Raw genomic sequence first — 19,516 nt, 5'->3', positions numbered from 1 at the left:
CCGCAACAGCTTGGCTAAGCCCGCACCACCGGCAGTTCCTTCCACTCGGTGGTGTACCGGGGCGAGGAATGCTCACGCTTCATGGACCACGCCGGGGCCTGGGCCAAGCCGCCCACCCCGATGCCAATGGCCATGCTGCCAAATTTGTTGCGCACCTCCCCCAGCACATCGCCCACATCGGCTTGCTCCGCCGCAGGGCCAAAAACATCCAGCATTCCCGTCCCGGAGGCCGGTTCAAGTCCGTTGAACATGACACCGGCGCGCAGGTATGCCGCCCCGGGGACCGCGCTTTGGCCAATGGCTGCCACGGCGGCGCGGATCAGCACAATGGGGTCCTGGGTGGGCGTCATGAATCGGCTGGTGACGGCCGGGAAGCTGCCTTCCCCGCCGGCAAAACGGCTGGTTCCCGCCGTGACCGTCATGGTGGAGGCGCGCAGGCCTTCCTGGTTCAGGCGGGCGGCACCGCGTTGGGCATAGATGGCCATGACCTCCTCCATGCCCGCAACGGTGGTGACGGGGGTGGAGAAGCTGCGGGAAAACATGATTTGCTGCTTGTCCACGTGTTCCTCGGTGTGGGGAATGCATTCGGTGCCGTTGAGCTCCATGACGGTGCGTTGCAGTACCACCGAGAACTTCTTGCGAATCATTGCCGGGTCGGCGGCCTTGAGGTCGGCGATGCTTTCAATGCCCATCATTTTCAGCTTGCTGGAGGTCTTGCCGCCAACGCCCCACAGCCCTGATGCGGGCACCCGTTCCTGGATGCGCGCAACATGCCCCTCCGGCATGGCGTCCAGCGCACAAACACCAGCCAGTGCCGGGTTTTGCTTGGCGATCCTATTGGCAAACTTCGCCAACGTCTTGGTGGCAGCCACGCCGACGCAGACGGGTACACCCACGTGGCGCATCACAGCCGCCCGGACCTCAGCGCCTGTGGCGTGCAGTTGCGCCGAATCCCCCATCAGACCGATGAACGATTCGTCGATGGAGTACACCTCTTGCCAGGTACCAAAACGGCCCACCACTTCCATGACCTTGGCACTCAGGTCCCCATACAGTTCGTAGTTGCTGGAGCGTGCCACCAAGCCCCACGCCTTGGCCTGGGCTTGCAGCTGGAACCACGGGGCGCCAGTGGCGATGCCCAGCGCCTTGGCTTCCGCCGAGCGTGCCACCACGCAGCCGTCGTTGTTGGAGAGTACGACGACGGGGCGGCCTTCCAGCTTCGGGTCAAAGACCCGCTCGCAGGAGACATAGAAGTTGTTGACGTCCACCAGGGCGATGCGGTTCACGGTCATTTGGTTCGCCGATGGTGCCGACCCGGACCGTTTTCGATGCTCTCGGCGAAGTCTTGGCGGATGTCGTTCCGTTCCAGAAGCAGTTGCGGGCGGGCGCCGGCCGTCGGCTTGAACGGATTCTTCACGAGCACTCCTTCCGGCAAGTTTAAAGTTTCCCAGTTCTCTGTATACAGGCGATGCTGTGTCTGACCGGGCTCCATGTCCACGATTACCGTTTTAGACAGCTTTATATTCTCTAAACTATTTGTGCATGGCGTCTAAATGGCCAGGGAAGTCTGCTGGGAGCGGCGCATGGTGGTGACCGCGACCAGATCTTTTGCGGCAAGGACAACACCAAGTTCCTCGCGGGCCTCCCGAGAGGCCGCTTCGACCACCGACTCTTGGGCCTTAAAGCGGCCTGCCATAGGGATAGTCCACCCATGGCCCGGCCCCTTCCTCCGGACACTCCTTCTCGGCGCCGCCACGCACGCACCACGCGTCGGCGGGGTAGCGCCACCCTTGAAGTACCTCGTCGATCTTCACTCCCTGCTCCTCCCGCCCATCAGCGAATCGCGCATCGTACTGGATGCTCCGATAGCGGGTCTTGGGCCACTGGGCCCGCCGCTTCCAGGAGGCACTGGCTCGAACGGCGACGGGCAGTTCGGCGTTTTCGTCGTGTTTTTTCTTTGGCTTCATTTAGAGCCCCTTGTGGTGACGATGACTGGAGTTATTCAGTGTGGCATTTTTTGTTCCAGGGGCTGGCCGCAGCACTGCGTAACCCTGCATCTGCCGCACTTGTGCCTGTTTAGACATGATGCAGGCACCGGGTGACGACACCCCAGACCGTCAGCTCCCCCACCAAAGCGGCGAGCGCGCCAGAAGCCGGGGACTGCGCATCGGCGGGTTGCGTCGCCAAGGAGGTCACGCCGTCATGCATGGCTAGCCGGCGGATCAGCAGTTCGCCGTCCACCACGGCAACCACCACCGAGCCGTCGCGCGGGGTGAGGGACCTGTCCACAATAATCTCGTCACCGTCGGCGATGCCGGCGCCCGCCATGGAATCCCCGGAAACGCGCATGATGAACGTGCAGGTTCTGTCCCTGATCAGGTGCTTGTTGAGGTCGATGCCGCCGTGGAAGTAGTCGCGGGCGGGCGAGGCGAACCCCGTCGGATCGGTGTTGGGCGTCTTGGGGGAAGGCAGATCCATACCAAACACGCCATCACCGCCTAGTACAAAGATTCGAACTTCAAGCGTACCACCGCATCAGGCTGCATGGCAGTTGGGCAGCTCAGAGCCGAGCGGCCGCGAGCAAGTCGCTGCCCTGCGCCAGGACCATGTCCTTGAACCGGGCCGCCTGCGGCGAGCCGTCGGGGCGATTGCGCCACACCAGCCCGATGTCCCGGCGCGCCTGAGGCCACGTGATGTCCACTTCACACCAGCCCAAGGCCCCCCGACTCGGAGCCTGACTGCCGGAGCGCTGGGCCGGCGCCACCGCCACACCCAGCCCGGCCGACACCAACCCGCGGACAGTGTGCAGGTCCTGGCCCTGAAAGGCCACGCGCGGACGGAAACCGGCGCTGCGGCAGAGCGTCTCCACAATGGACCGCATGCCATAGCCCGGTTCCAGCATGACGAACGGCTCATCTCGCACCGCGTCGAGCCGAATACCGGTGGAACCGTCAAGGCGGTGGCCAGCGGGAACCACTAATTTCAGTGGCTCCGAATAGAGCGCTTGGGCGCCGATGGTGCTGCTCGGAGCCGGAGGTGGTGCCACGAGCGCCAGATCAGCAGTTCCGCCCGCCAGCAAATCCAGGCAAAAGGAGCGGCTCCCCTGCTGCAGGTCAAAAGTGACAGCCGGGTTCTCCCGGGCAAATGCCCTGATCAACAGCGGGAGGGTGGCCTCGCCAAAGGTGTGTTGAAAAGCCACTTGAATCCGGCCAAATTGTTTTCCGGATTCCTGCCGGGCCAGCGCCAAGCCCAGGCGCACCTGATCCAATGCCTCGGCGGCCGCAGGGATGAGCGCCAATGCCGCCGGGGTCAGCTCCACGCCCCGCCCCTTGGGCAGCACCAGCGCAGTGCCAACCACGGCAGCGGCACGAGAAAGCGCCCGGCTCACGGTGGACTGCGGAATTCCCAGGGCCTCTGCCGTTGCTGTCACATGGCCGCTGTTACCCAGTTCAACCAGAATGGGCAGCACCGGAAGCAGCCGGGCCAGGTCCTGATCGTCTTTTTCCATGATTCATGGAACCACGGATACAGCCACTTAGTCATCCATATTTGGATTATTGAAGGCATATTCATGCATTAGACGCATTGATTTCCTCGTCCTACGGTTGATCTTGTGATTGACACCAACCGCTTGGATTGCCAAAGCCCAGAAGCCGCGTCACCATGGGCAGGCCACCGGCAGGGCAGTGCCGGGTACCGCAGGGTGCTGGCCGCCCTGGCCTGCGCCGGGGTAGCTACATTTGCCCAGCTTTACTCCCTTCAGGGGTTACTGCCAATGGTCTCGCGCGATCTGCAGGTGACGGCCGCCCAGGCCTCACTGACGGTTTCCGTCGCCACTGTTGGGCTGGCCGTCGCCGTATTGCCCTGGTCATTTGCAGCAGACCGCTGGGGGCGGGTGCGGATCATGGGACTGGCCGTCATCTTGGCAACTATCTTGGGCCTACTGGTGCCCCTGGCGCCCAGCTTTGAGGGTCTGCTGGTCCTGCGGGCTCTGGAAGGGGCTGCGCTGGGCGGCATCCCGGCATTGGCCATCGCCTACCTCACGGAGGAGGTCAGCCCACGCCACGCCAGCGCAGCTGCGGGCGCCTACGTGGCCGGCACCACGCTGGGCGGGCTATTCGGGCGGCTGCTTGCCGGGCCTGTGGCGGACATGGCGGGGTGGCGCATGGGAACCCTGGCCGTGTCCCTTTGCGCCGCCGCCGCGGCCGCGGGCTTCCTCCTGCTGGCCCCGCGCCCACGGGGTTTTGTGCCGGCGCGCACGGATGGCTTCGGGGCGGTCCTTGGCAAACTGCTTCCGCCGCTGCGCAACGCCCAGCTGCTGGCGTTGTACGCCCAGGCATTCCTGTTGATGGGCGCCTTTGTCAGTGTCTACAACTTTCTCGGTTTCCGGCTGGAGGCGCCGCCATACCTTTTTCCGGCGTCAGCAGTGGCACTGCTTTTTCTGGCCTATCTGGCGGGCACCGTGACCTCACGGCTGGTGGCGGGTATAGCCAACCGCTGGGGCAGGCGGAACGTACTGTTGGCATCCACCGGCGCCATGGTTGCTGGCCTGGCGATGACGCTGGCCGCACCGGTGACCGCGATTCTGGCGGGCCTGATACTGTTCACCGCTGGATTCTTCGGCGCCCACAGCATCGCCTCGGGCTGGACGGGCTCGTTGGCCACGTCGGGCCGGGCCCAGGCCGCCTCACTGTACAACCTCAGCTACTACGCTGGTTCCAGCCTCATTGGCTGGAGTGCAGGCCTGGTGTTCCAACGGTTTGGCTGGGGCGTCATGGCCGGAGCGCTGGGGGTCCTGGCCGCCCTGGCCGCCGGGCTTGCCGTGGCACTTCTTCCGGCAGCTACCTCGCACGCACCAGATCACCCGCGGCCCGGTGCATGAACAGGGCCTCCACCACCGGGACCAGCATGATGACCGCGAGCGCCGCGAACGTCACCTGGTAGCTGGCCACGGCTGGCAGGTCCGAGGCCAGCAGGGACTGGGCACCGCGCAGTAACAGTGCCCCCACGGCAATGCCCAGGCCGGTGGCGATCTGGGCAATTGTGGAGGATAGGGTGTTGGCGTCCACCATGCCAGCCTTAGGCACGTCCACAAACTGCAAGGTGTTGTATGCGCTGAACCCGATGGAACGCAGCACGCCACTGGCGAACAGCACCACGGCAATCACGGCCAGCGGGGTCTCCGGATTCATCAGGGCACAGGCCACCAACACCAACGCGCCACCAATGTTGCTCAGCAGCAGCACGTTGCGGAAACCAAAACGCCGGATCAACGGCGAGGTGGCTGGCTTGATGAGCACATTGCAGGCAAACACCGCCATGGTCATCAGGCCCGCCTCAAAAGCAGTCCAGCCAAATCCGAGCATGAACATCAACGGCAATAGGAACGGCACGGCGTTGATGACCATCCGGTACAGGGCCCCTCCGCCGTTGCCCACCCGGAACGTGTGGATGCGCAACGCGCGCAGATCCAGCAGCGGGTGCAGGGCCCGCCTGAACCACCACAGCGCCCCCGCCACGCCAGCCAAGGACGCCAACAGGCAGAGTACGACGGCGGCCCACGGCGTGGGTGCCGAACCGATAAGTTCCATGCCAATCACCAAGGCGGCCAAGGCAACGCCGCAAAGCCCAAACCCGACCCAGTCGGGCGGGGGCACCTTCCGCGCGCGGATATCCGGGACCACGCGGGTGGCGACAATGAACGCAACAATACCCAGGGGGACATTGATGAGGAAGATCCAGTGCCAACTCGCATAGCTGACCAACAGTCCACCCACCACCGGGGCCAGCACGGGGGCTATGAGTGCCGGCCAGGTCAGGTAGGCGATGGCCTCCAGAAACTCTTTCCTGTCAGCATCACGCAGGACCACCAGCCGGCCCACGGGAACCATCATGGCCCCGCCCAGGCCCTGCAGCATGCGGGCCACGCAGAGAAAAGCAAGGTTGGGGCTGAGCGCACACAACAGCGACGCGATGGTAAAAACGGCAATCGCGGCCGTGAACACCCGCCGTGCACCAAAGCGTTCGGCCAGCCAACCACTGATGGGGATGCCCACCGCCAGCGTGATCAGGTAGGCCGTCATGGCCAAGTTAATGTCCACCGCCCGCACGTGCAGATCCGCGGCGATGGCTGGAGCAGCAGTGGAGATGATGGTGCCGTCCAGGATTTCCATGAAATAGGTTCCGGCAACCAGAAGCGCAAGGGCGCGGCTAAAGGAACTACTGCCGGCCGGTGTTGCAAGTCTCATTCCCACCGGATAAGCGTACTTCCCGCAGGGCCCCGAAATTCGCGGAGCGTCTTGTGGTGGCGGTGGCTGGCATCGACTGCTGACCTTGGCCGCAGAACGCCGCCTGCAGCCAAGCATCTCGCGGCCACGGTCAGCAGTGGCGAAATGGGCGGCCCGTGAGACCAGCGGGCGCTAGGCAGTGAGGTCCATGGCGGCCAGGCGCAGCCACAGCCACAGGCGTTTTTGCGGATCGTCGAAGTCAATGCCGAAATCCTTCTCCAGGCGCGTCAGCCGGTATCGGACGGTGTTGTTGTGGACATGGAGGTGCGCGGCCATGTCGGAAATGCTGCCGTTGCACTGGAAGTAGGCGCGCAATGTTTGCAGGTACTCACTTTGCTGCTCGGCGTCACGGCCCTGGATCATGGCAATGTCGTCCTGCTGTGCCATGCCTTGCTCCTCAATGAACGCCCCAATCTTCACCAGGTTCAAGGGAACCCTGTAGTCCTCGTACAGGGCCACGGCGGATCCGCCGGCCTCGCCCGCCGCGGCCCGTCCACGGAGCAGGAACTCGAGGGTTTCCAGCGCTTCACCCCTGGAACGGGGCAGGTCTTCCACGGCCAAGGCAACCTCACCCACAGCAGCAATGAGCGGGAACCGGCTGATTGTTTGGGCGTATGACCCGATTTCCGCAACCACCCGCCGATGCGCAGCCCTGGGGTCGTTGCCCTCGCATGGCAGGAGCGCATAGACCACCGAATCAATCAGCGCACTGTGGCTGCTTTTGAACTGAACATTGCACACCGTGGTGACCAGATACAGCAGCTTCTGGATCTCTTGGATTGCCTCCAGGCTCCCGGTTTGCGGGCGGACAATGGAAAAGGCCGCCACCGCCAAACCTTTCGTCGCGTCCAGGCCCAGCTGGGCAGCAGCAAAGGAAGCATGGTCGGGGTCGCCCATGAGCGTGCGGATCAGGTCACCGTTCCTGCGCTCGCCAACATCGAAGGCGGAGCGCGCATGCAGCAGGTGCAGGCCGGCCAGGGGCGCCATCTTGTCCAATGCCGAAAGCGCCGCTTCGCGCCGTTCTTCACCGGGATCGATGATCCAGATGGAGCCAAGGAGCTCATCCCCAGCCCTGACGGCGAGCGCCAGCCTAGCCATTTCCTCCTGCGTGGCCGGGATGTGCACCGCCACGGGCGAGTCATAGACGGCCTTGAAATCAGTGTCGAAGGCCGGCGCCTGAATTTCCTCCAGCGACAGTGTTGTGACGCGGCGGAGCTCGTCAATGGGCTGGCCGGGCAGCGTGGAATAGCCCAGCACCCGGCCCAGCGGATCCACTATGCTCACAGCCCCGTTGGTGATGGATGCCGCGGCGTTGGCGAACGCGTACAGGTCGCCCAGGCGGATGCCGGAGACAAAGTCTGCCGCCGCACCAACCACTGATGCTCGGGCAAGCGTGACCAGCCGTGTCCAGTCAATGGAATCGGGGGCAACCAGCAGTGCCACGCCGTGGCGGCCGGCCGCCGCACGCAGCCGTTCCATGGGCGCCCCGTACGCCTTGACGATGACTGCCGCAGCATTCCCGGCCGATGCCCGTTCCAACAGTTGGTCAAAATCAGCGGATTCGCACCTGAGCCCAACAGCCAAAATGATGCGGTCCCCCACCGGAACCCATTCGTCCATGGGGTCAAACATCAGTATGTCGGAAACGCGGTGCATGAGTTTGTGCGCGTCAGGACCTGCGTGCACCAGGTCCGCCTGCATCAGCGCAATGCAATCGGCAAGGCGTACAGCATCTCCCTGTCCGCGGCCATCCACGGAGTCTTTCATTCCACGCACCATGACCTGGACGTTATCACAAGTGGATTAGAGGATTTTTGTAAGAACTCACATGTAGTTCCGATGAGATCCACGTCACCATTGATGCAGGGGGAGTAAATAGTTTTTCCCACCAGGAGTTAGAGGTCACCACATGAAATTCAAGGACATCAGGGCACTGGCATCGATTCAGGGCCCGGCACGATCCACGGCCGAACGCTTGGACCGCCGCTGCTACAGCATTGGCGACATGCAGAAAATGGCAGCGAAGGCCCTGCCCAAGAGCATCTTTGACTACATTGAAGGCGGCGGCGAAGATGAGGCATCCATGCGTCGGAACATCGCCTCCTTCAACGACTGGTCCTTCATGCCCAAGTGGGGCTCGGTGGAAAACCTGAGCCTGGCCACCACCATCCTCGGCGGCCCGTCGGCCATGCCCCTGATGCTCTCCCCCACCGGCGGCACCCGGCTGTTTCACCCGCAGGGCGAGATCGCCGCAGCCCGTGCCGCACTGGCCGCGGGCGTCCCCTACGGACTGGCCCATCTGAGCACCACGCCCATGGAACACGTGGCCGAGGCAACCCCCGGCCTGCGTCGCTGGTTCAACCTTGAACCCACCAACGACAAAGTCATGCTGCAGGCTGTTCTGGACCGTGTTTCCAATGCCGGCTACGAGGCCCTCATTGTCAACCTCGACTGCCGCGACGTAGGGCACCGTGAACGCGACTACCACAATGGCTTCACGGCTCCGCCGTCCATCAAGCCCAAGACGGTGTTCGAGGGTGCGTTGCGCCCCCGCTGGGCACTGGGCTTCCTGGCCAGCGACGCCATCGCCTTCCCCAACCTCGACGCCGAGATCCCGCAGGGACCCCTCTCCAGCACTCCTGACATGTGGCGCACCCTGCTGGCCGGCTCCTACGAGCCCACCGACTGGAGCGATCTTGAAGACATCCGCACCCGCTGGAACGGCCCCATCATCCTGAAGGGCTGCGTGAACCCGAAGGATGCCGCCATTGCGGCCAGCATGGGATTCGACGCCATCCAGGTCAGCAACCATGGCGGCCGCCAGCTGGACCACATGGTCTCCCCCATGGATGTACTCCCGGAGATGGGTGAGGCCACGGCCGGTCGCATGGAAATCATTGTGGACGGTGGCATCCGCCGCGGCTCCGACGTCATCAAGGCACTGGCCCTGGGCGCCGATGTCTGCGCCATTGGCCGCCCCTACCTGTACGGCCTCGCCGCTGCCGGTGAAGCTGGCGTGAGCCACGTGCTCAAACTCTTCAAGGCCGAAATGTGCCGCACCATGGCCCTGCTGGGTGTCACCACCATCGCCGAACTGAAGGAAGGCGGCCGCGAGCTTATCCGCCACCACAGCGAAACATTTGTCCGCGTCGCTGCCGCATCAGACCTTGATTCGCAGCGGTCGCTGGCAGAGTTGGGAACTCCCTGATGAGTGCCCCGTCCGCCGCCCGCAGGCGTGTCCGCGCTGCTGCCGCCGTCGCCGTCTCGGCAGCGCTGATGTTCTCACTGGCGGCGTGTGCAAGTTCGACGGCGTCCGACGGCGTTGCCGAGCTCGGCGCCGGGATCCCCGCCATGGCCGTCAACCAGGCTGCAGCGGCGCAACTGCCGGACGCCATCAAGGCTTCCAAGGTACTAACTGTGGCCATCCCCACGAACGAACCGCCCACCCAGTTTTACCGCGAGGGCACCAGGGAGATGACAGGGACTAATCCGGATGTCGCCCGGCTGATTGGCCAGGCCCTGGGGGTGAAGGTTGACATCAAGGTCGCCAACTTTGACTCCATCATTCCGGGCATGGCCGCCGGCCGGTACAACATGACGGTGTCCTCCATGACACCCACCGAAAATCGGATGAAGGTTCTGGACTTTGTGGATTATCTGCAGATGGGCAACTCCATTGCCGTGGGCACGGGCAATCCTCAAGGCATCACGGAGGAGGCAGCCCTGTGTGGGAAGAAGGTGGGCCTGTTGATCGGCTCCTACCAGCTCACAGCAAATGTGCCGGCCGCCGACGAGAAATGCCAGGCGGAGGGCAAGGCGCCGATCCAGACCAGCGAATTCCAGGACACCCGCCAGGCCATCTCCGGGCTGACCAGCGGCCGCCTGGACGCCGTGCTGGCCGACTCGCCCATCCTGAATTTCGCTGCCAAGGCCAATCCGGACATTGAAATTTCCTCCCAGTATGACTTCACCCCTGTCGGGGTGGGGCTGCCCATTGAATCCGGCCTTCTCACGTCCGTGTCCGCGGCCATGGCGGAGGTCCTCAAAAGCGATTCGTACAAACAGGTTTTGAAAAAGTACGGCCTGGAAAGCAGCGCCATCACCGATCCCCGCGTCAACTTCGCCCAATAGGAGGTGAACACCATGCAGCACCAACAATCAGCAACACCAGCCACGTCCCAACAAGTTCCCCTCGCAGCAACGGGTGATTCTGTCCCGGTGGTGCCCCTGCGCCATCCTGTCCGCAACGCCTTGGCCCTGGTCCTGATTCTCATCGCTGCGAGCGCAGCCTTGGACGTGGCCACTAACGAGCGCTACCACTGGGACGTTGTGGCCGAGTACCTGTTCTCCCCGGAAATCCTGACAGGTGCCGGGCTGACACTGGTCCTCACGGTTGTTTCGATGACTGTCGGCATCGCATTGGGGACGGTCTTGGCAATCATGCGCCTGTCCACCAACCCGATTCTGCACACCATCAGCCGGGCCTACATTTGGTTCTTCCGCGGCACGCCGCTGCTGGTCCAGTTGATCTTTTGGTACAACATTGCGGCCCTATACCCGGTAATTGCGCTGGGACTGCCCTTCGGCGGACCCTCCCTAGTGATCGGCTCAGCCAACGTACTCATCTCCCCGCTGGGTGCAGCCCTGCTCGGATTGGCCTTGAATGAAGCCGCCTACATGGCGGAGATCATCCGCAGCGGCATCAGTTCCGTGGACAAGGGCCAGCACGATGCCGCCCGGGCGCTGGGCATGAACCGCAGCAAGTTGATGATGCGTGTCATCCTGCCGCAGGCCATGCGTGTGGTGTTGCCGCCCACGGGCAATCAGGTCATCTCCATGCTCAAGGGGACTTCCCTTGTCAGCGTGCTGGCGATCTCCGACCTGCTGTACTCGGCCCAGATCATCTACTCGTTCAACTATCAGACCATCCCACTGCTCATTGTGGCCAGCATCTGGTACCTGCTCATGACCACTGTCCTGAGCTTCTTCCAAAACAAGCTTGAGCGGCGTTACGGTCGCGGCTTTGACACTGCAACCCGCCTGGTTCGCCGGCCCAAGAGAAGGAAAGCATCATGAGCACAACAATGGTGGAAGCCCAAGGGGTGCGCAAGAACTTCGCGGCCATTGAAATTCTCAAGGGCATTGACCTGACGATCGAACAGGGCACGGTGACCTGCCTGATCGGCCCGTCCGGTTCCGGCAAGACAACGTTCCTGCGCTGCATCAACCACCTGGAGAAGATCGACGCCGGACGCCTGTACGTGGACCAGCAGCTTGTGGGCTACACCGAACGCAACGGACGCCTGTACGAAAAGAAGGAAAGCCAGACTGCCAAGTCCCGCCTCACCGCAGGAATGGTGTTCCAGCGCTTCAACCTCTTCCCGCACATGACAGTCATGGAAAACGTGATTGAGGCCCCCGTCCACGTGCTGGGCCGGCCCAAGAAGGAAGTCATTGCCGAAGCCCAAGTCCTGTTGGATCGGGTTGGCTTGGGCGACCGCGGGCACTCCTACCCGCAGGACCTCTCCGGCGGGCAGCAGCAGCGCATTGCCATTGCCCGGGCCCTGGCCATGAAGCCCAAGCTCATGCTGTTCGACGAGCCAACCTCCGCCCTTGACCCCGAGAACGTTGGCGAAGTGCTCGAGGTCATGAAGGACCTGGCCGCAGAGGGCATGACCATGGTGGTGGTCACCCATGAGCTCGCCTTCGCCAAGCAGGTCGCCGACCAGGTGGTTTTCATGGACATGGGCGTGGTGGTGGAAAGCGGCCCGCCGTCGGAAGTGCTTGTGGCACCCAAACACGAGCGCACCAAGGCGTTCCTCTCCAAGGTCCTCTAATCCACTGCCGACTAAGACAATCCACTGCCGACTAAGACCCAAACACCTCTTTGCAACAATCCCCTTGGCCGCTATCAGGCAGCCAGAAGAAAAGGAAAAGAACCATGCTCCGCACCCACATCAGCACCACCTTGGCACCTGTCCCGGCCGGCCCGTATTCCCAGGCCATTGCCGCCAACGGTTTCCTCTTCACCGCCGGCCAGACGCCGCACCACCCGGTCACCGAGGACACTGTGGGCGAGACCATCGGTGAGCAGACCCGGGCGGCCATGGAGAACCTAGCCGCAGTGCTAGCCGCCCGCGGCCTGGATTTCTCCCACGTGGTCAAGGCCACCGTCCACCTGCAGGAGCCAGCCCGGGACTTTGCCGGGTTCAACGCGGTCTACGAGGAATTCGTCAAGGCCCCCTACCCCGCACGAACCACTGTGGGCTCGTTCCTGGGTGACTTCCTCGTGGAGATTGACGCGGTGGCCGTCATTCCGGCCTAGCCACAAAATCACAGCTACATTGCGGGGCCCGGAGGCGCACGCGTTGCGCCTCCGGGCCCCGCTGTTTAAGTTCCCTGCCAAGTAAAGGGAGCAAGAGTGCTTGGATGGGGACATGGCCGTTCTTATAGTGTTGCGTGGCAGCTCCGGCTCCGGAAAGAGCACGGTTGCCCGTGCGCTGCAAAAGGATCTGGGTGGAGTTTGGATCGAGCAGGATTATTTCCGCCGAACGATCCTGGGTGAGCGCGGAAACTACTCGCCGCTCTCCGTGGAGCTGATTGCGCAATCGGCGGCACTGGCGCTCCGCCACGGCCGCACAGTTATTGCCGACGGGGTGTTTAACGCAAGCATCTATAGTGAGACATTCGCGGCACTGGGTGCCGGACATCTCGGACCAAGCCTGTTTTACGCCTACGACCTCACCCTCGAGGAGACACTGCACAGGCACACCACACGCCCGCAAAAGCAGGCCGACTTTGATGAACACTCCATGCGCGGCTGGTATCACGGCTGGGATCCGCTCCACGGCATCACCGAACGGCGGATCACGGCAGAGGAGACCTTGGAAGAAACCGTTGCCCGAATCCTGCAGGACGTCCGCTCCCCCGCGGATTCCCTCTAGCACAAGCTAGGCAGTGAGCCCCAGCTTGCTCATGCGCTTGGAATGGTTGCGTGTCAGGGCGCTCAGGATGGTTTGAACTTCCGCCGCAGCCTGTTCCTGGGTGGCATCGGGCCGCAGACCCACCAGGAAACTGTGCTTGGCACCAATGCGTTGCACCTGTGTCAGGGCCTCCCCCACCATCCGCCGACCCCACAAGGCCAGGCGTGAGGAAAGCCGGGGATCCTCGGCCAGCATAGTTTTCAGCAGGGACGTCAACGTCTCAATTTGTTCATCGCTGGTGTGTACCCCGGCAATGGCTTCCCGGGTGGCGTCGTCGAGGTGTTCGGCAATGGCAGCGTAAAACTCTTCCGTGATGGTCTCCACCACGTACGCCTTCATGAGAGATTCGTGCCAGTCAGCGGGGCGGGTGCGCTCGTGGAAGGAATCCACCATGCGCACAAACGGCGCCATGGCCAGTTCCGGGTCCATGCCCATCGCGTTGAGCCGGGCACAGATGGCTTCATAGTGGCCAAACTCGGACACCGCCATTTTACCCAGGACGGCCCTGTCGCCCAGCGACGGCGAGTGCCGCGCGTCGATCGCCAAACGCTCAAACGCGGACAGTTCCCCATAGGCAATGCTGCCCAGCAAATCAACAACAAAGGTGTCGTAGCGGGCGCTCAGTTCGCCTGCGGAAACGGAATCATCGGCGTCGGAGGCTGGAATACTCATACGCTCTAGGGTAGTCCGTGCCGCGCCACACTTGTTCCCTGCCGCGAATCGTTTACGCTGAAACCGTGCCGTACTCTCACATTGGCGTCAGTCAAAGCGCCGCGCAGCAGTCCCTTGCCCAAGCCTTGGCTGCCCTGGGCACCGAGTTCAAGCTGCCCGACGGGTTTTCCCCGGAGGTACTGGCGGAGGTGGATGCGGTCATTGCCGGCCATTCGCTGCCCGCACCTGATCTGACGGCTCTGCCCTTCATCACCATCGATCCGCCCACGTCCCAGGATCTGGATCAGGCCATGTTCTTGGAGCGCGAAGGCGACGGTTACGTGGTGCACTACGCCATTGCCGATGTCCCCTCCTTTGTTCCCGCCGGCGGTCCACTGGATGCCGAGACCCGCCGCCGTGGCCAGACCATCTACACGCCCGGCCAACGCATTCCCCTCCACCCCACCTCCCTGAGTGAGGGTGCTGCGAGCTTGTTTGCCAACGATCCCCGCTCCGCTTACGTCTGGGAAATTCATTTGGCGGCGGACGGCACCCAGACCTCGGCCCTGGTCCGCCGGGCCACCGTCCGCAGTATTGCCAAACTGGGTTATGAAGAAGCCCAAAAGATGTACGACGCCGGGAACTCACCGGCCGCTTTTGCCGAAACCTTGGCGCTGTTGGCCGAGATTGGGACCAAGCGCATCGACTTGGAGCGCGCCCGCGGCGGTGCCAGCCTCAATGTGCCGGCACAAGAGGTGGAGTTCGTGGACGGCCGCTACGTCCTGGAATTCCGCCCCAACCTGCCCATTGAGGACTGGAACGCCCAGATTTCCCTGCTGACAGGAATGGCAGCCGCCCAGGTGATGATCGATGGGAAAGTGGGCATCCTGCGCACCATGCCCGCCCCCGATGCCGAGGCCATTGCGGCTTACCGCCTGCAAACTCAGGCGCTGGGCAATCCTTGGGACCCGGAGATGGCGTATGGTGCCTATCTGCGCACCTTGAACACCGCCGACCCCAAACATTTGGCGTTGATGCACGCTGCCAGCACCCTGTTCAGGGGCGCCAGCTACACCCCTTTTAATGGCAGCGTCCCGGCAGAAGTCATGCAGGCGGCAGTGGCGGCACCGTATGCCCACACCACCGCACCCTTGCGCCGCCTGGTGGACAGGTTTGTGCTTGCCATTTGCGCGGCCCTGTGTGCCAAGGAACCGGTCCCCACCTGGGCCATTGAGGCCTTGGACCTGCTACCGGAGATCATGAGCGCCTCCAACCAGCTGGCCAACAAAGTGGACAAGGCAGCCATCGACACCATTGAGGCCGCCCTGCTCAGCCACCAAGTGGGAGGCGAGTTTGACGCCGTCGTACTGGCAGGGCCAAAGCGGAACGGCCACAATTCCAAGGCCTCCGCTGCGCGCAGTTTCATCCAGATTTCTGTGCCGGCCGTGACGGGGTACTGCGACGGTGATCTGGAGGCCGGAACTGTGGTGCGGGTGACGCTGACTTCCGTGGACATTGCCAAACGAAGTGTGAAGTTTGTGCAATCCTCGCAAATTTAGGGTGTGCCGCTAGACTAAAGGGGTAGACATGGATGCCCGGTCGTTGATTGATAGTTTTTGATTCAGCAAACCCGCCCCTACGCGCGTCTTTTCAGCTCCTCCCGCACCCGTCATTTACGACGGCGGGAGGGCTAAGTTTTTGTTAGCCCGCGATCGGCTTCCCTAAGATTGTGCCGCTGTTCTGCGGTTCCGTGAGGCCTTCCGCGCCCGCGTTGAGCCCTGTAGGCGGCACCTTGTATAGACGAATTGAACGGTAAGCATTTGAGCATTGAAGCAGACTCCCTCTTGCAGGCAGAAGACAGCAACGAAATCGTCGAAATTGACGGATCCTTGGTCACCCATGAGCCCCCGCACAAGGAAGAAAAGGAAACGTTCGCCAGCTTTGGCGTGCACCACGAGATCGTTTCTTCGTTGACCGAAGCTGGCATCCTCCACCCCTTCCCCATCCAGGCCATGACGCTGCCCATCGCGTTGACAGGTCACGACATCATTGGCCAGGCCAAGACCGGAACGGGCAAGACGCTCGGTTTCGGCATCCCCGCCCTGAACCGCATTGTTGCCCCCAAGGATGAGGGCTTTGAGAAGCTCGCGGCCCCGGGCGCACCCCAGGCAATGGTTATTGTGCCCACCCGTGAACTGGCTGTCCAGGTTGCCGGCGACCTTGCCGTTGCCTCCAAACACCGTGGCATCCGCATCGCCACCATTTATGGCGGCCGTGCGTACGAGCCCCAGGTTGAAGCCCTGCAAAAGGGTGTTGAACTGATTGTTGGAACCCCCGGCCGTTTGATCGACCTGCTCAAGCAGCGTCACCTGAACGTCAAGCACGTTCGCATGGTGATCCTCGATGAGGCCGATGAAATGCTGGATCTGGGCTTCCTGCCCGACGTTGAGACCCTGATTGCCGGCACTCCCCCGGTTCGTCAAACACTGTTGTTCTCAGCCACCATGCCCGGCCCGGTTGTTGCCATGGCCCGCCGCTACATGACCCAGCCCACGCACATCCGTGCCGCTGATCCTGATGATGAGGGGCTGACCAAGCGCGACATTCGCCAGCTCATCTACCGTGCCCACAGCATGGACAAGATTGAGGTCCTGGCCCGGATCCTGCAGGCCAAGGATCGCGGCCGCAGCATCATCTTCACCAAGACCAAGCGCACCGCTGCCAAGGTTGCCGAGGAATTGGTTGACCGCGGCTTCGCCGCAGCGGCCATCCACGGCGACTTGGGCCAGGGCGCCCGCGAGCAGGCACTGCGCGCCTTCCGCAACAACAAGGTTGATGTTCTGGTTGCCACTGACGTTGCCGCTCGCGGCATCGACGTTGATGATGTGACACACGTGGTCAACTACCAGTGCGTTGAGGACGAGAAGATTTACCTGCACCGTGTTGGCCGCACGGGCCGCGCCGGCAACAAGGGCACCGCCGTGACCTTCGTTGACTGGGATGACATGCCCCGCTGGGCTCTCATCAACAAGGCACTGGGTCTGAGCGTTCCCGAGCCGATCGAGACCTACTCCTCCTCCCCTCATCTGTACAGCGATCTTGACATCCCCGTTGGCACCAAGGGCCGCCTGCCGCGCAACATGCGCACGCACGCCGGCATTGATGCCGAGGTTTTGGAAGACCTTGGCGAGACGGGCAAGCGCAACTCCCCCAAGGCTGACACTGCTCGAGGCGGTAGCCATGGTGGCAACCGCGGCGGAAACCACTCAGGTGCCCGCCATGGTGAGAAGCGCGACTCCGGCCGTGGCGCTGGCCGCGACTCAGCCCGTGACTCCAACGGTGCGGCTTCCACCAGCACGGCTTCCAACAGCGCAGGCGAGAAGCGCGAGTCAGGCCGCAGCCGCCGTCGTCCCTCCTCCTCAGCTGCTGCCTCCGCCTCTTCGGCCGACGGCGCTGCCCCCGTTGAGGGTGCCACGCGTCCGCGCACCCGCACACGTCGACGCAACGGTGAAGTAGTGGCCAAGCCGGAGTCCGGCGAGTAACCCCACTTTTACAACTGACCCGCAGAAAACGCCCAAAATTCACGGTTTTACCGTGATTTTCGGCGTTTTCTGCGGGTCAGTTTCGTTGGTGCGGCTAGATCAACGGCCGGCCTTCACGCCTGGCGTCGCGGATCTCCTGGATGAATGCCTTGCCCAGCACGTAGAGCACGCCGGCAACTATCACCGGCCAGATCAGCACATACAGGGTGAGAAAAAATGCTGTCATGGATATTTCCTATGCTTTCTTCTCGAGAAGGGTTCCGGGGGTGCTGTGGTTGGCTTCCTCCCGGTTGTCGAAGTCGCCGATGCGGTCCTTGATGGAGGCGAAGTCGAAGGTCGCCTGGTTACGGAAGCACATGAAGTAGCAGACCAGGGTGCTGACTGCGTAGGCAACGAGCGACCCGGAGAGCACGGCGTAGTCGTGCAGGACGCCGATGGCGAACGGCGCAACCGCGAGCATGGCGACAGCCGCAACGATCTTGGCCGTCTTCAGGCCAAAGAAGCCAAACGCCATCAAACCCAGGACAACACCAATTCCCACAATGGAGAGCAGATCCACCACGAGTCCGGTGAGTCCGCCCATGGAAATCCATTCGAACCGCACGGGGATGAAGCAGGCCAGGGCAACAATCACCGAGATGGTGAAGGCCTTGTTGGTGATCTTTTGCCAGTAGAAGCTGGCGATGACAGGGAACACTAAGGCACCCCACAGGGCCCCGACAAAGACCAGCAGGTCAAGGATGTTCAGCTGCCCGCTGGCAAAGTACAAGCCGGCACCGGTGGCAACAATCATGGTGATGCGGCCAATGAACAGCATTGTCTTGGGGTTCGCTTTCCCCTCCTTGGCAATGTTCTGGCCGTACACATCTGCCATCATGATCGAGGACATGGCGGAGAGATCAGAGTCAGCCGTGGAGGACAATGCGCCCACGATCATGATGAGGAAGATCCCCAACAGAACGGGGCTCAGGTAGGTCGCGGCCATCTGCGGGATCAGGTTGTTGGTGTCCCCATCCAGCGGGACAACGCCCGCGTACAGGGCCATGACACCCATCATGCCGATGCCGATGATGGTGGCTCCGTAGCCAACAGTGGCTGTCACGAAGGTCTTCTTGATCAAGTCTTCACGCACGGCGAAGAGCCGCTGAGCAATGGTCTGGTTGCCGATGGCGTAGGCCAGGACCGCAGCAATGTACGGCGCCCCCTGGTTCATGAACGCCTCTGAGGAAAAGAAGTTGGACTGCTGCGGGGTCAGCCTGGCAGCGCCCGAAACGAACATGTCAGATCCGCCGGCGGCAAAGAACACCACCGGAATGATGATCACCACGGCACCGAGCATGGCAAACACCTGCGCAGCGTCCGTCAGCACCGATGCCCTGAATCCTGACCACAGCGAGTACAGCAGGATGCCGCCGCCGATGAACAGGATGCCCTGGGTAAAGCTGAACGGGGACAGCAGCGCAATCAGCGCCCCTCCGGCGATGAAGTTGGAGGTGATGCTGACCATTGATCCAACAATGTTGGAACCGGCGAGCATCAGCTGGCTGGATTTGCCGTGCCGGGCGTAGATGACCTCGGCCAGGGTGTGTGCCTTGGGTGCAACGGCACGGATTCGCTTGCCAAACGGGTAGATGAACAAGATCATCAACGCGCCCCACAGGCCGTAGTGGATGGGGCCGGAAATCCCGTACGTGTAGCCGGAGGTGGCCGAGGCGTACATAGACGACGCCCAGATCCATGTTGCTGTCATGCTTCCTGCAGATATTCCAAAGCCGACCTTGTTACCCGCTGTCATGTAGCCGTCAGCATTTTCATTCCTGCGGCCAATAAACAGTGTCATCAGCAGCGTACCGCCGTAAAACACCACTAAAAGCCCAATTACTGTCCAACTTCCCAATTGGTGAAGTCCTGCGCCATCCGGCACCATGTGTGTCCTTTCGTAGGACGAAATTCACCGGCATTCCGCCACCATCAGCGTGCGCCGCCAAAAAGTGCATGAAGCAGTCCGGTGAGGGAGCCATCAAGCGCACTTACCCGCCCGGGACCAGCCGCC

At 62.5% G+C, this 19,516-nt stretch carries 20 protein-coding genes; 9 read left to right on the top strand and 11 right to left on the bottom strand.

Annotated features, from left to right (window positions below):
* Positions 1–14: 14 nt before the first annotated feature.
* The 6 genes from CVS27_RS16485 to CVS27_RS16470 form a co-directional block, all read right to left on the bottom strand.
* Positions 15–1,292 carry a Y-family DNA polymerase gene (locus CVS27_RS16485; protein WP_103466936.1) on the bottom strand — a complete coding sequence of 426 codons (1,278 nt, stop codon included), beginning with the start codon at positions 1,290–1,292 and terminating at the stop codon, positions 15–17.
* Positions 1,289–1,417 carry a hypothetical protein gene (locus CVS27_RS21500; RefSeq protein WP_279325069.1) on the bottom strand — a complete coding sequence of 43 codons (129 nt, stop codon included), beginning with the start codon at positions 1,415–1,417 and terminating at the stop codon, positions 1,289–1,291. Before CVS27_RS21500 ends, CVS27_RS16485 begins: the two co-directional genes overlap by 4 nt.
* 132 nt (positions 1,418–1,549) lie before the next feature.
* Positions 1,550–1,696, bottom strand: a complete 147-nt coding sequence (locus tag CVS27_RS16480; protein WP_243400242.1) for an NUDIX domain-containing protein — start codon at positions 1,694–1,696, stop codon at positions 1,550–1,552.
* On the bottom strand, positions 1,680–1,967 hold the full coding sequence (locus tag CVS27_RS20875) for a hypothetical protein (RefSeq protein WP_165788331.1): 288 nt from the start codon (positions 1,965–1,967) through the stop codon (positions 1,680–1,682). The genes CVS27_RS16480 and CVS27_RS20875 overlap by 17 nt, the downstream gene beginning before the upstream one ends.
* A 109-nt stretch (positions 1,968–2,076) precedes the next feature.
* On the bottom strand, positions 2,077–2,478 hold the full coding sequence (locus CVS27_RS16475; RefSeq protein ID WP_103466934.1) for a LexA family protein: 402 nt from the start codon (positions 2,476–2,478) through the stop codon (positions 2,077–2,079).
* A gap of 82 nt (positions 2,479–2,560) precedes the next feature.
* On the bottom strand, positions 2,561–3,508 hold the full coding sequence (locus CVS27_RS16470) for a LysR family transcriptional regulator (protein ID WP_103466933.1): 948 nt from the start codon (positions 3,506–3,508) through the stop codon (positions 2,561–2,563).
* A 105-nt stretch (positions 3,509–3,613) separates the two neighbouring features.
* On the opposite strand from CVS27_RS16470, the gene CVS27_RS16465 reads away from it, so the two are divergent.
* Positions 3,614–4,882 (top strand): MFS transporter, encoded by a 1,269-nt coding sequence (locus CVS27_RS16465; RefSeq protein ID WP_243399841.1) that lies wholly within the window; start codon positions 3,614–3,616, stop codon positions 4,880–4,882.
* On the opposite strand, the gene CVS27_RS16460 is transcribed toward CVS27_RS16465, so the two are convergent.
* Positions 4,842–6,248, bottom strand: coding sequence for an MFS transporter (locus CVS27_RS16460; RefSeq protein WP_103466932.1), 1,407 nt, complete (start codon positions 6,246–6,248; stop codon positions 4,842–4,844). The genes CVS27_RS16465 and CVS27_RS16460 overlap by 41 nt on opposite strands.
* Before the next feature lie 171 nt (positions 6,249–6,419).
* Positions 6,420–8,054, bottom strand: a complete 1,635-nt coding sequence (locus CVS27_RS16455; RefSeq protein ID WP_243400241.1) for a PucR family transcriptional regulator — start codon at positions 8,052–8,054, stop codon at positions 6,420–6,422.
* A 142-nt stretch (positions 8,055–8,196) separates the two neighbouring features.
* Between CVS27_RS16455 and CVS27_RS16450 the strand changes: the two genes are divergently transcribed.
* The 6 genes from CVS27_RS16450 to CVS27_RS16425 all read left to right on the top strand — a co-directional run bounded on the left by CVS27_RS16450 (position 8,197) and on the right by CVS27_RS16425 (position 13,231).
* Positions 8,197–9,495 carry an alpha-hydroxy acid oxidase gene (locus CVS27_RS16450; protein WP_207767554.1) on the top strand — a complete coding sequence of 433 codons (1,299 nt, stop codon included), beginning with the start codon at positions 8,197–8,199 and terminating at the stop codon, positions 9,493–9,495.
* Positions 9,495–10,418 carry a transporter substrate-binding domain-containing protein gene (locus CVS27_RS16445; protein ID WP_103466930.1) on the top strand — a complete coding sequence of 308 codons (924 nt, stop codon included), beginning with the start codon at positions 9,495–9,497 and terminating at the stop codon, positions 10,416–10,418. Before CVS27_RS16450 ends, CVS27_RS16445 begins: the two co-directional genes overlap by 1 nt.
* A 12-nt stretch (positions 10,419–10,430) precedes the next feature.
* Positions 10,431–11,363, top strand: coding sequence for an amino acid ABC transporter permease (locus CVS27_RS16440; RefSeq protein WP_103466929.1), 933 nt, complete (start codon positions 10,431–10,433; stop codon positions 11,361–11,363).
* Positions 11,360–12,124 (top strand): amino acid ABC transporter ATP-binding protein, encoded by a 765-nt coding sequence (locus CVS27_RS16435; RefSeq protein ID WP_103466928.1) that lies wholly within the window; start codon positions 11,360–11,362, stop codon positions 12,122–12,124. Before CVS27_RS16440 ends, CVS27_RS16435 begins: the two co-directional genes overlap by 4 nt.
* Positions 12,125–12,228: 104 nt before the next feature.
* Positions 12,229–12,612: a RidA family protein gene (locus tag CVS27_RS16430; RefSeq protein ID WP_103466927.1), complete on the top strand. Its 384-nt coding sequence runs from the start codon at positions 12,229–12,231 to the stop codon at positions 12,610–12,612.
* A 112-nt stretch (positions 12,613–12,724) separates the two neighbouring features.
* Positions 12,725–13,231 carry an AAA family ATPase gene (locus CVS27_RS16425; protein WP_103466926.1) on the top strand — a complete coding sequence of 169 codons (507 nt, stop codon included), beginning with the start codon at positions 12,725–12,727 and terminating at the stop codon, positions 13,229–13,231.
* A 6-nt stretch (positions 13,232–13,237) separates the two neighbouring features.
* On the opposite strand, the gene CVS27_RS16420 is transcribed toward CVS27_RS16425, so the two are convergent.
* Positions 13,238–13,942: a ferritin-like fold-containing protein gene (locus tag CVS27_RS16420; protein ID WP_103466925.1), complete on the bottom strand. Its 705-nt coding sequence runs from the start codon at positions 13,940–13,942 to the stop codon at positions 13,238–13,240.
* A gap of 65 nt (positions 13,943–14,007) precedes the next feature.
* Between CVS27_RS16420 and CVS27_RS16415 the strand changes: the two genes are divergently transcribed.
* Entirely contained in the window at positions 14,008–15,480 is a 1,473-nt protein-coding gene (locus CVS27_RS16415; protein ID WP_103466989.1) for an RNB domain-containing ribonuclease, read from the top strand.
* 261 nt (positions 15,481–15,741) lie between these two features.
* On the top strand, positions 15,742–17,463 hold the full coding sequence (locus CVS27_RS16410) for a DEAD/DEAH box helicase (protein ID WP_103466924.1): 1,722 nt from the start codon (positions 15,742–15,744) through the stop codon (positions 17,461–17,463).
* Positions 17,464–17,557: 94 nt separating this feature from the next.
* On the opposite strand, the gene CVS27_RS21330 is transcribed toward CVS27_RS16410, so the two are convergent.
* Together CVS27_RS21330 and CVS27_RS16405 are read right to left on the bottom strand one after the other, a co-directional pair.
* Positions 17,558–17,689 (bottom strand): putative transporter small subunit, encoded by a 132-nt coding sequence (locus CVS27_RS21330; protein ID WP_243399839.1) that lies wholly within the window; start codon positions 17,687–17,689, stop codon positions 17,558–17,560.
* Between the two features lie 9 nt (positions 17,690–17,698).
* Positions 17,699–19,390 carry a sodium:solute symporter family protein gene (locus tag CVS27_RS16405; protein WP_103466923.1) on the bottom strand — a complete coding sequence of 564 codons (1,692 nt, stop codon included), beginning with the start codon at positions 19,388–19,390 and terminating at the stop codon, positions 17,699–17,701.
* Positions 19,391–19,516: the final 126 nt, after the last annotated feature.

Origin of the sequence: Arthrobacter glacialis (assembly GCF_002909445.1) — a bacterium.
Lineage (GTDB): Bacteria > Actinomycetota > Actinomycetes > Actinomycetales > Micrococcaceae > Specibacter > Specibacter glacialis.
This window is presented reverse-complemented; position numbering and strand designations above follow the sequence as displayed.

Coding starts and splice junctions, on each gene's coding strand:
- CVS27_RS20875 (WP_165788331.1), bottom strand. CDS start 1,967: ATGAAGCCAAAGAAAAAACACGACGAAAACGCCGAACTGCCCGTCGCC.
- CVS27_RS16420 (WP_103466925.1), bottom strand. CDS start 13,942: ATGAGTATTCCAGCCTCCGACGCCGATGATTCCGTTTCCGCAGGCGAA.
- CVS27_RS16425 (WP_103466926.1), top strand. CDS start 12,725: ATGGCCGTTCTTATAGTGTTGCGTGGCAGCTCCGGCTCCGGAAAGAGC.
- CVS27_RS16470 (WP_103466933.1), bottom strand. CDS start 3,508: ATGGAAAAAGACGATCAGGACCTGGCCCGGCTGCTTCCGGTGCTGCCC.
- CVS27_RS16475 (WP_103466934.1), bottom strand. CDS start 2,478: ATGGATCTGCCTTCCCCCAAGACGCCCAACACCGATCCGACGGGGTTC.
- CVS27_RS16435 (WP_103466928.1), top strand. CDS start 11,360: ATGAGCACAACAATGGTGGAAGCCCAAGGGGTGCGCAAGAACTTCGCG.
- CVS27_RS16480 (WP_243400242.1), bottom strand. CDS start 1,696: ATGGCAGGCCGCTTTAAGGCCCAAGAGTCGGTGGTCGAAGCGGCCTCT.
- CVS27_RS16450 (WP_207767554.1), top strand. CDS start 8,197: ATGAAATTCAAGGACATCAGGGCACTGGCATCGATTCAGGGCCCGGCA.
- CVS27_RS16455 (WP_243400241.1), bottom strand. CDS start 8,054: ATGAAAGACTCCGTGGATGGCCGCGGACAGGGAGATGCTGTACGCCTT.
- CVS27_RS21330 (WP_243399839.1), bottom strand. CDS start 17,689: ATGACAGCATTTTTTCTCACCCTGTATGTGCTGATCTGGCCGGTGATA.
- CVS27_RS16440 (WP_103466929.1), top strand. CDS start 10,431: ATGCAGCACCAACAATCAGCAACACCAGCCACGTCCCAACAAGTTCCC.
- CVS27_RS16460 (WP_103466932.1), bottom strand. CDS start 6,248: ATGAGACTTGCAACACCGGCCGGCAGTAGTTCCTTTAGCCGCGCCCTT.
- CVS27_RS16405 (WP_103466923.1), bottom strand. CDS start 19,390: ATGGTGCCGGATGGCGCAGGACTTCACCAATTGGGAAGTTGGACAGTA.
- CVS27_RS16485 (WP_103466936.1), bottom strand. CDS start 1,292: ATGACCGTGAACCGCATCGCCCTGGTGGACGTCAACAACTTCTATGTC.
- CVS27_RS16430 (WP_103466927.1), top strand. CDS start 12,229: ATGCTCCGCACCCACATCAGCACCACCTTGGCACCTGTCCCGGCCGGC.
- CVS27_RS16445 (WP_103466930.1), top strand. CDS start 9,495: ATGAGTGCCCCGTCCGCCGCCCGCAGGCGTGTCCGCGCTGCTGCCGCC.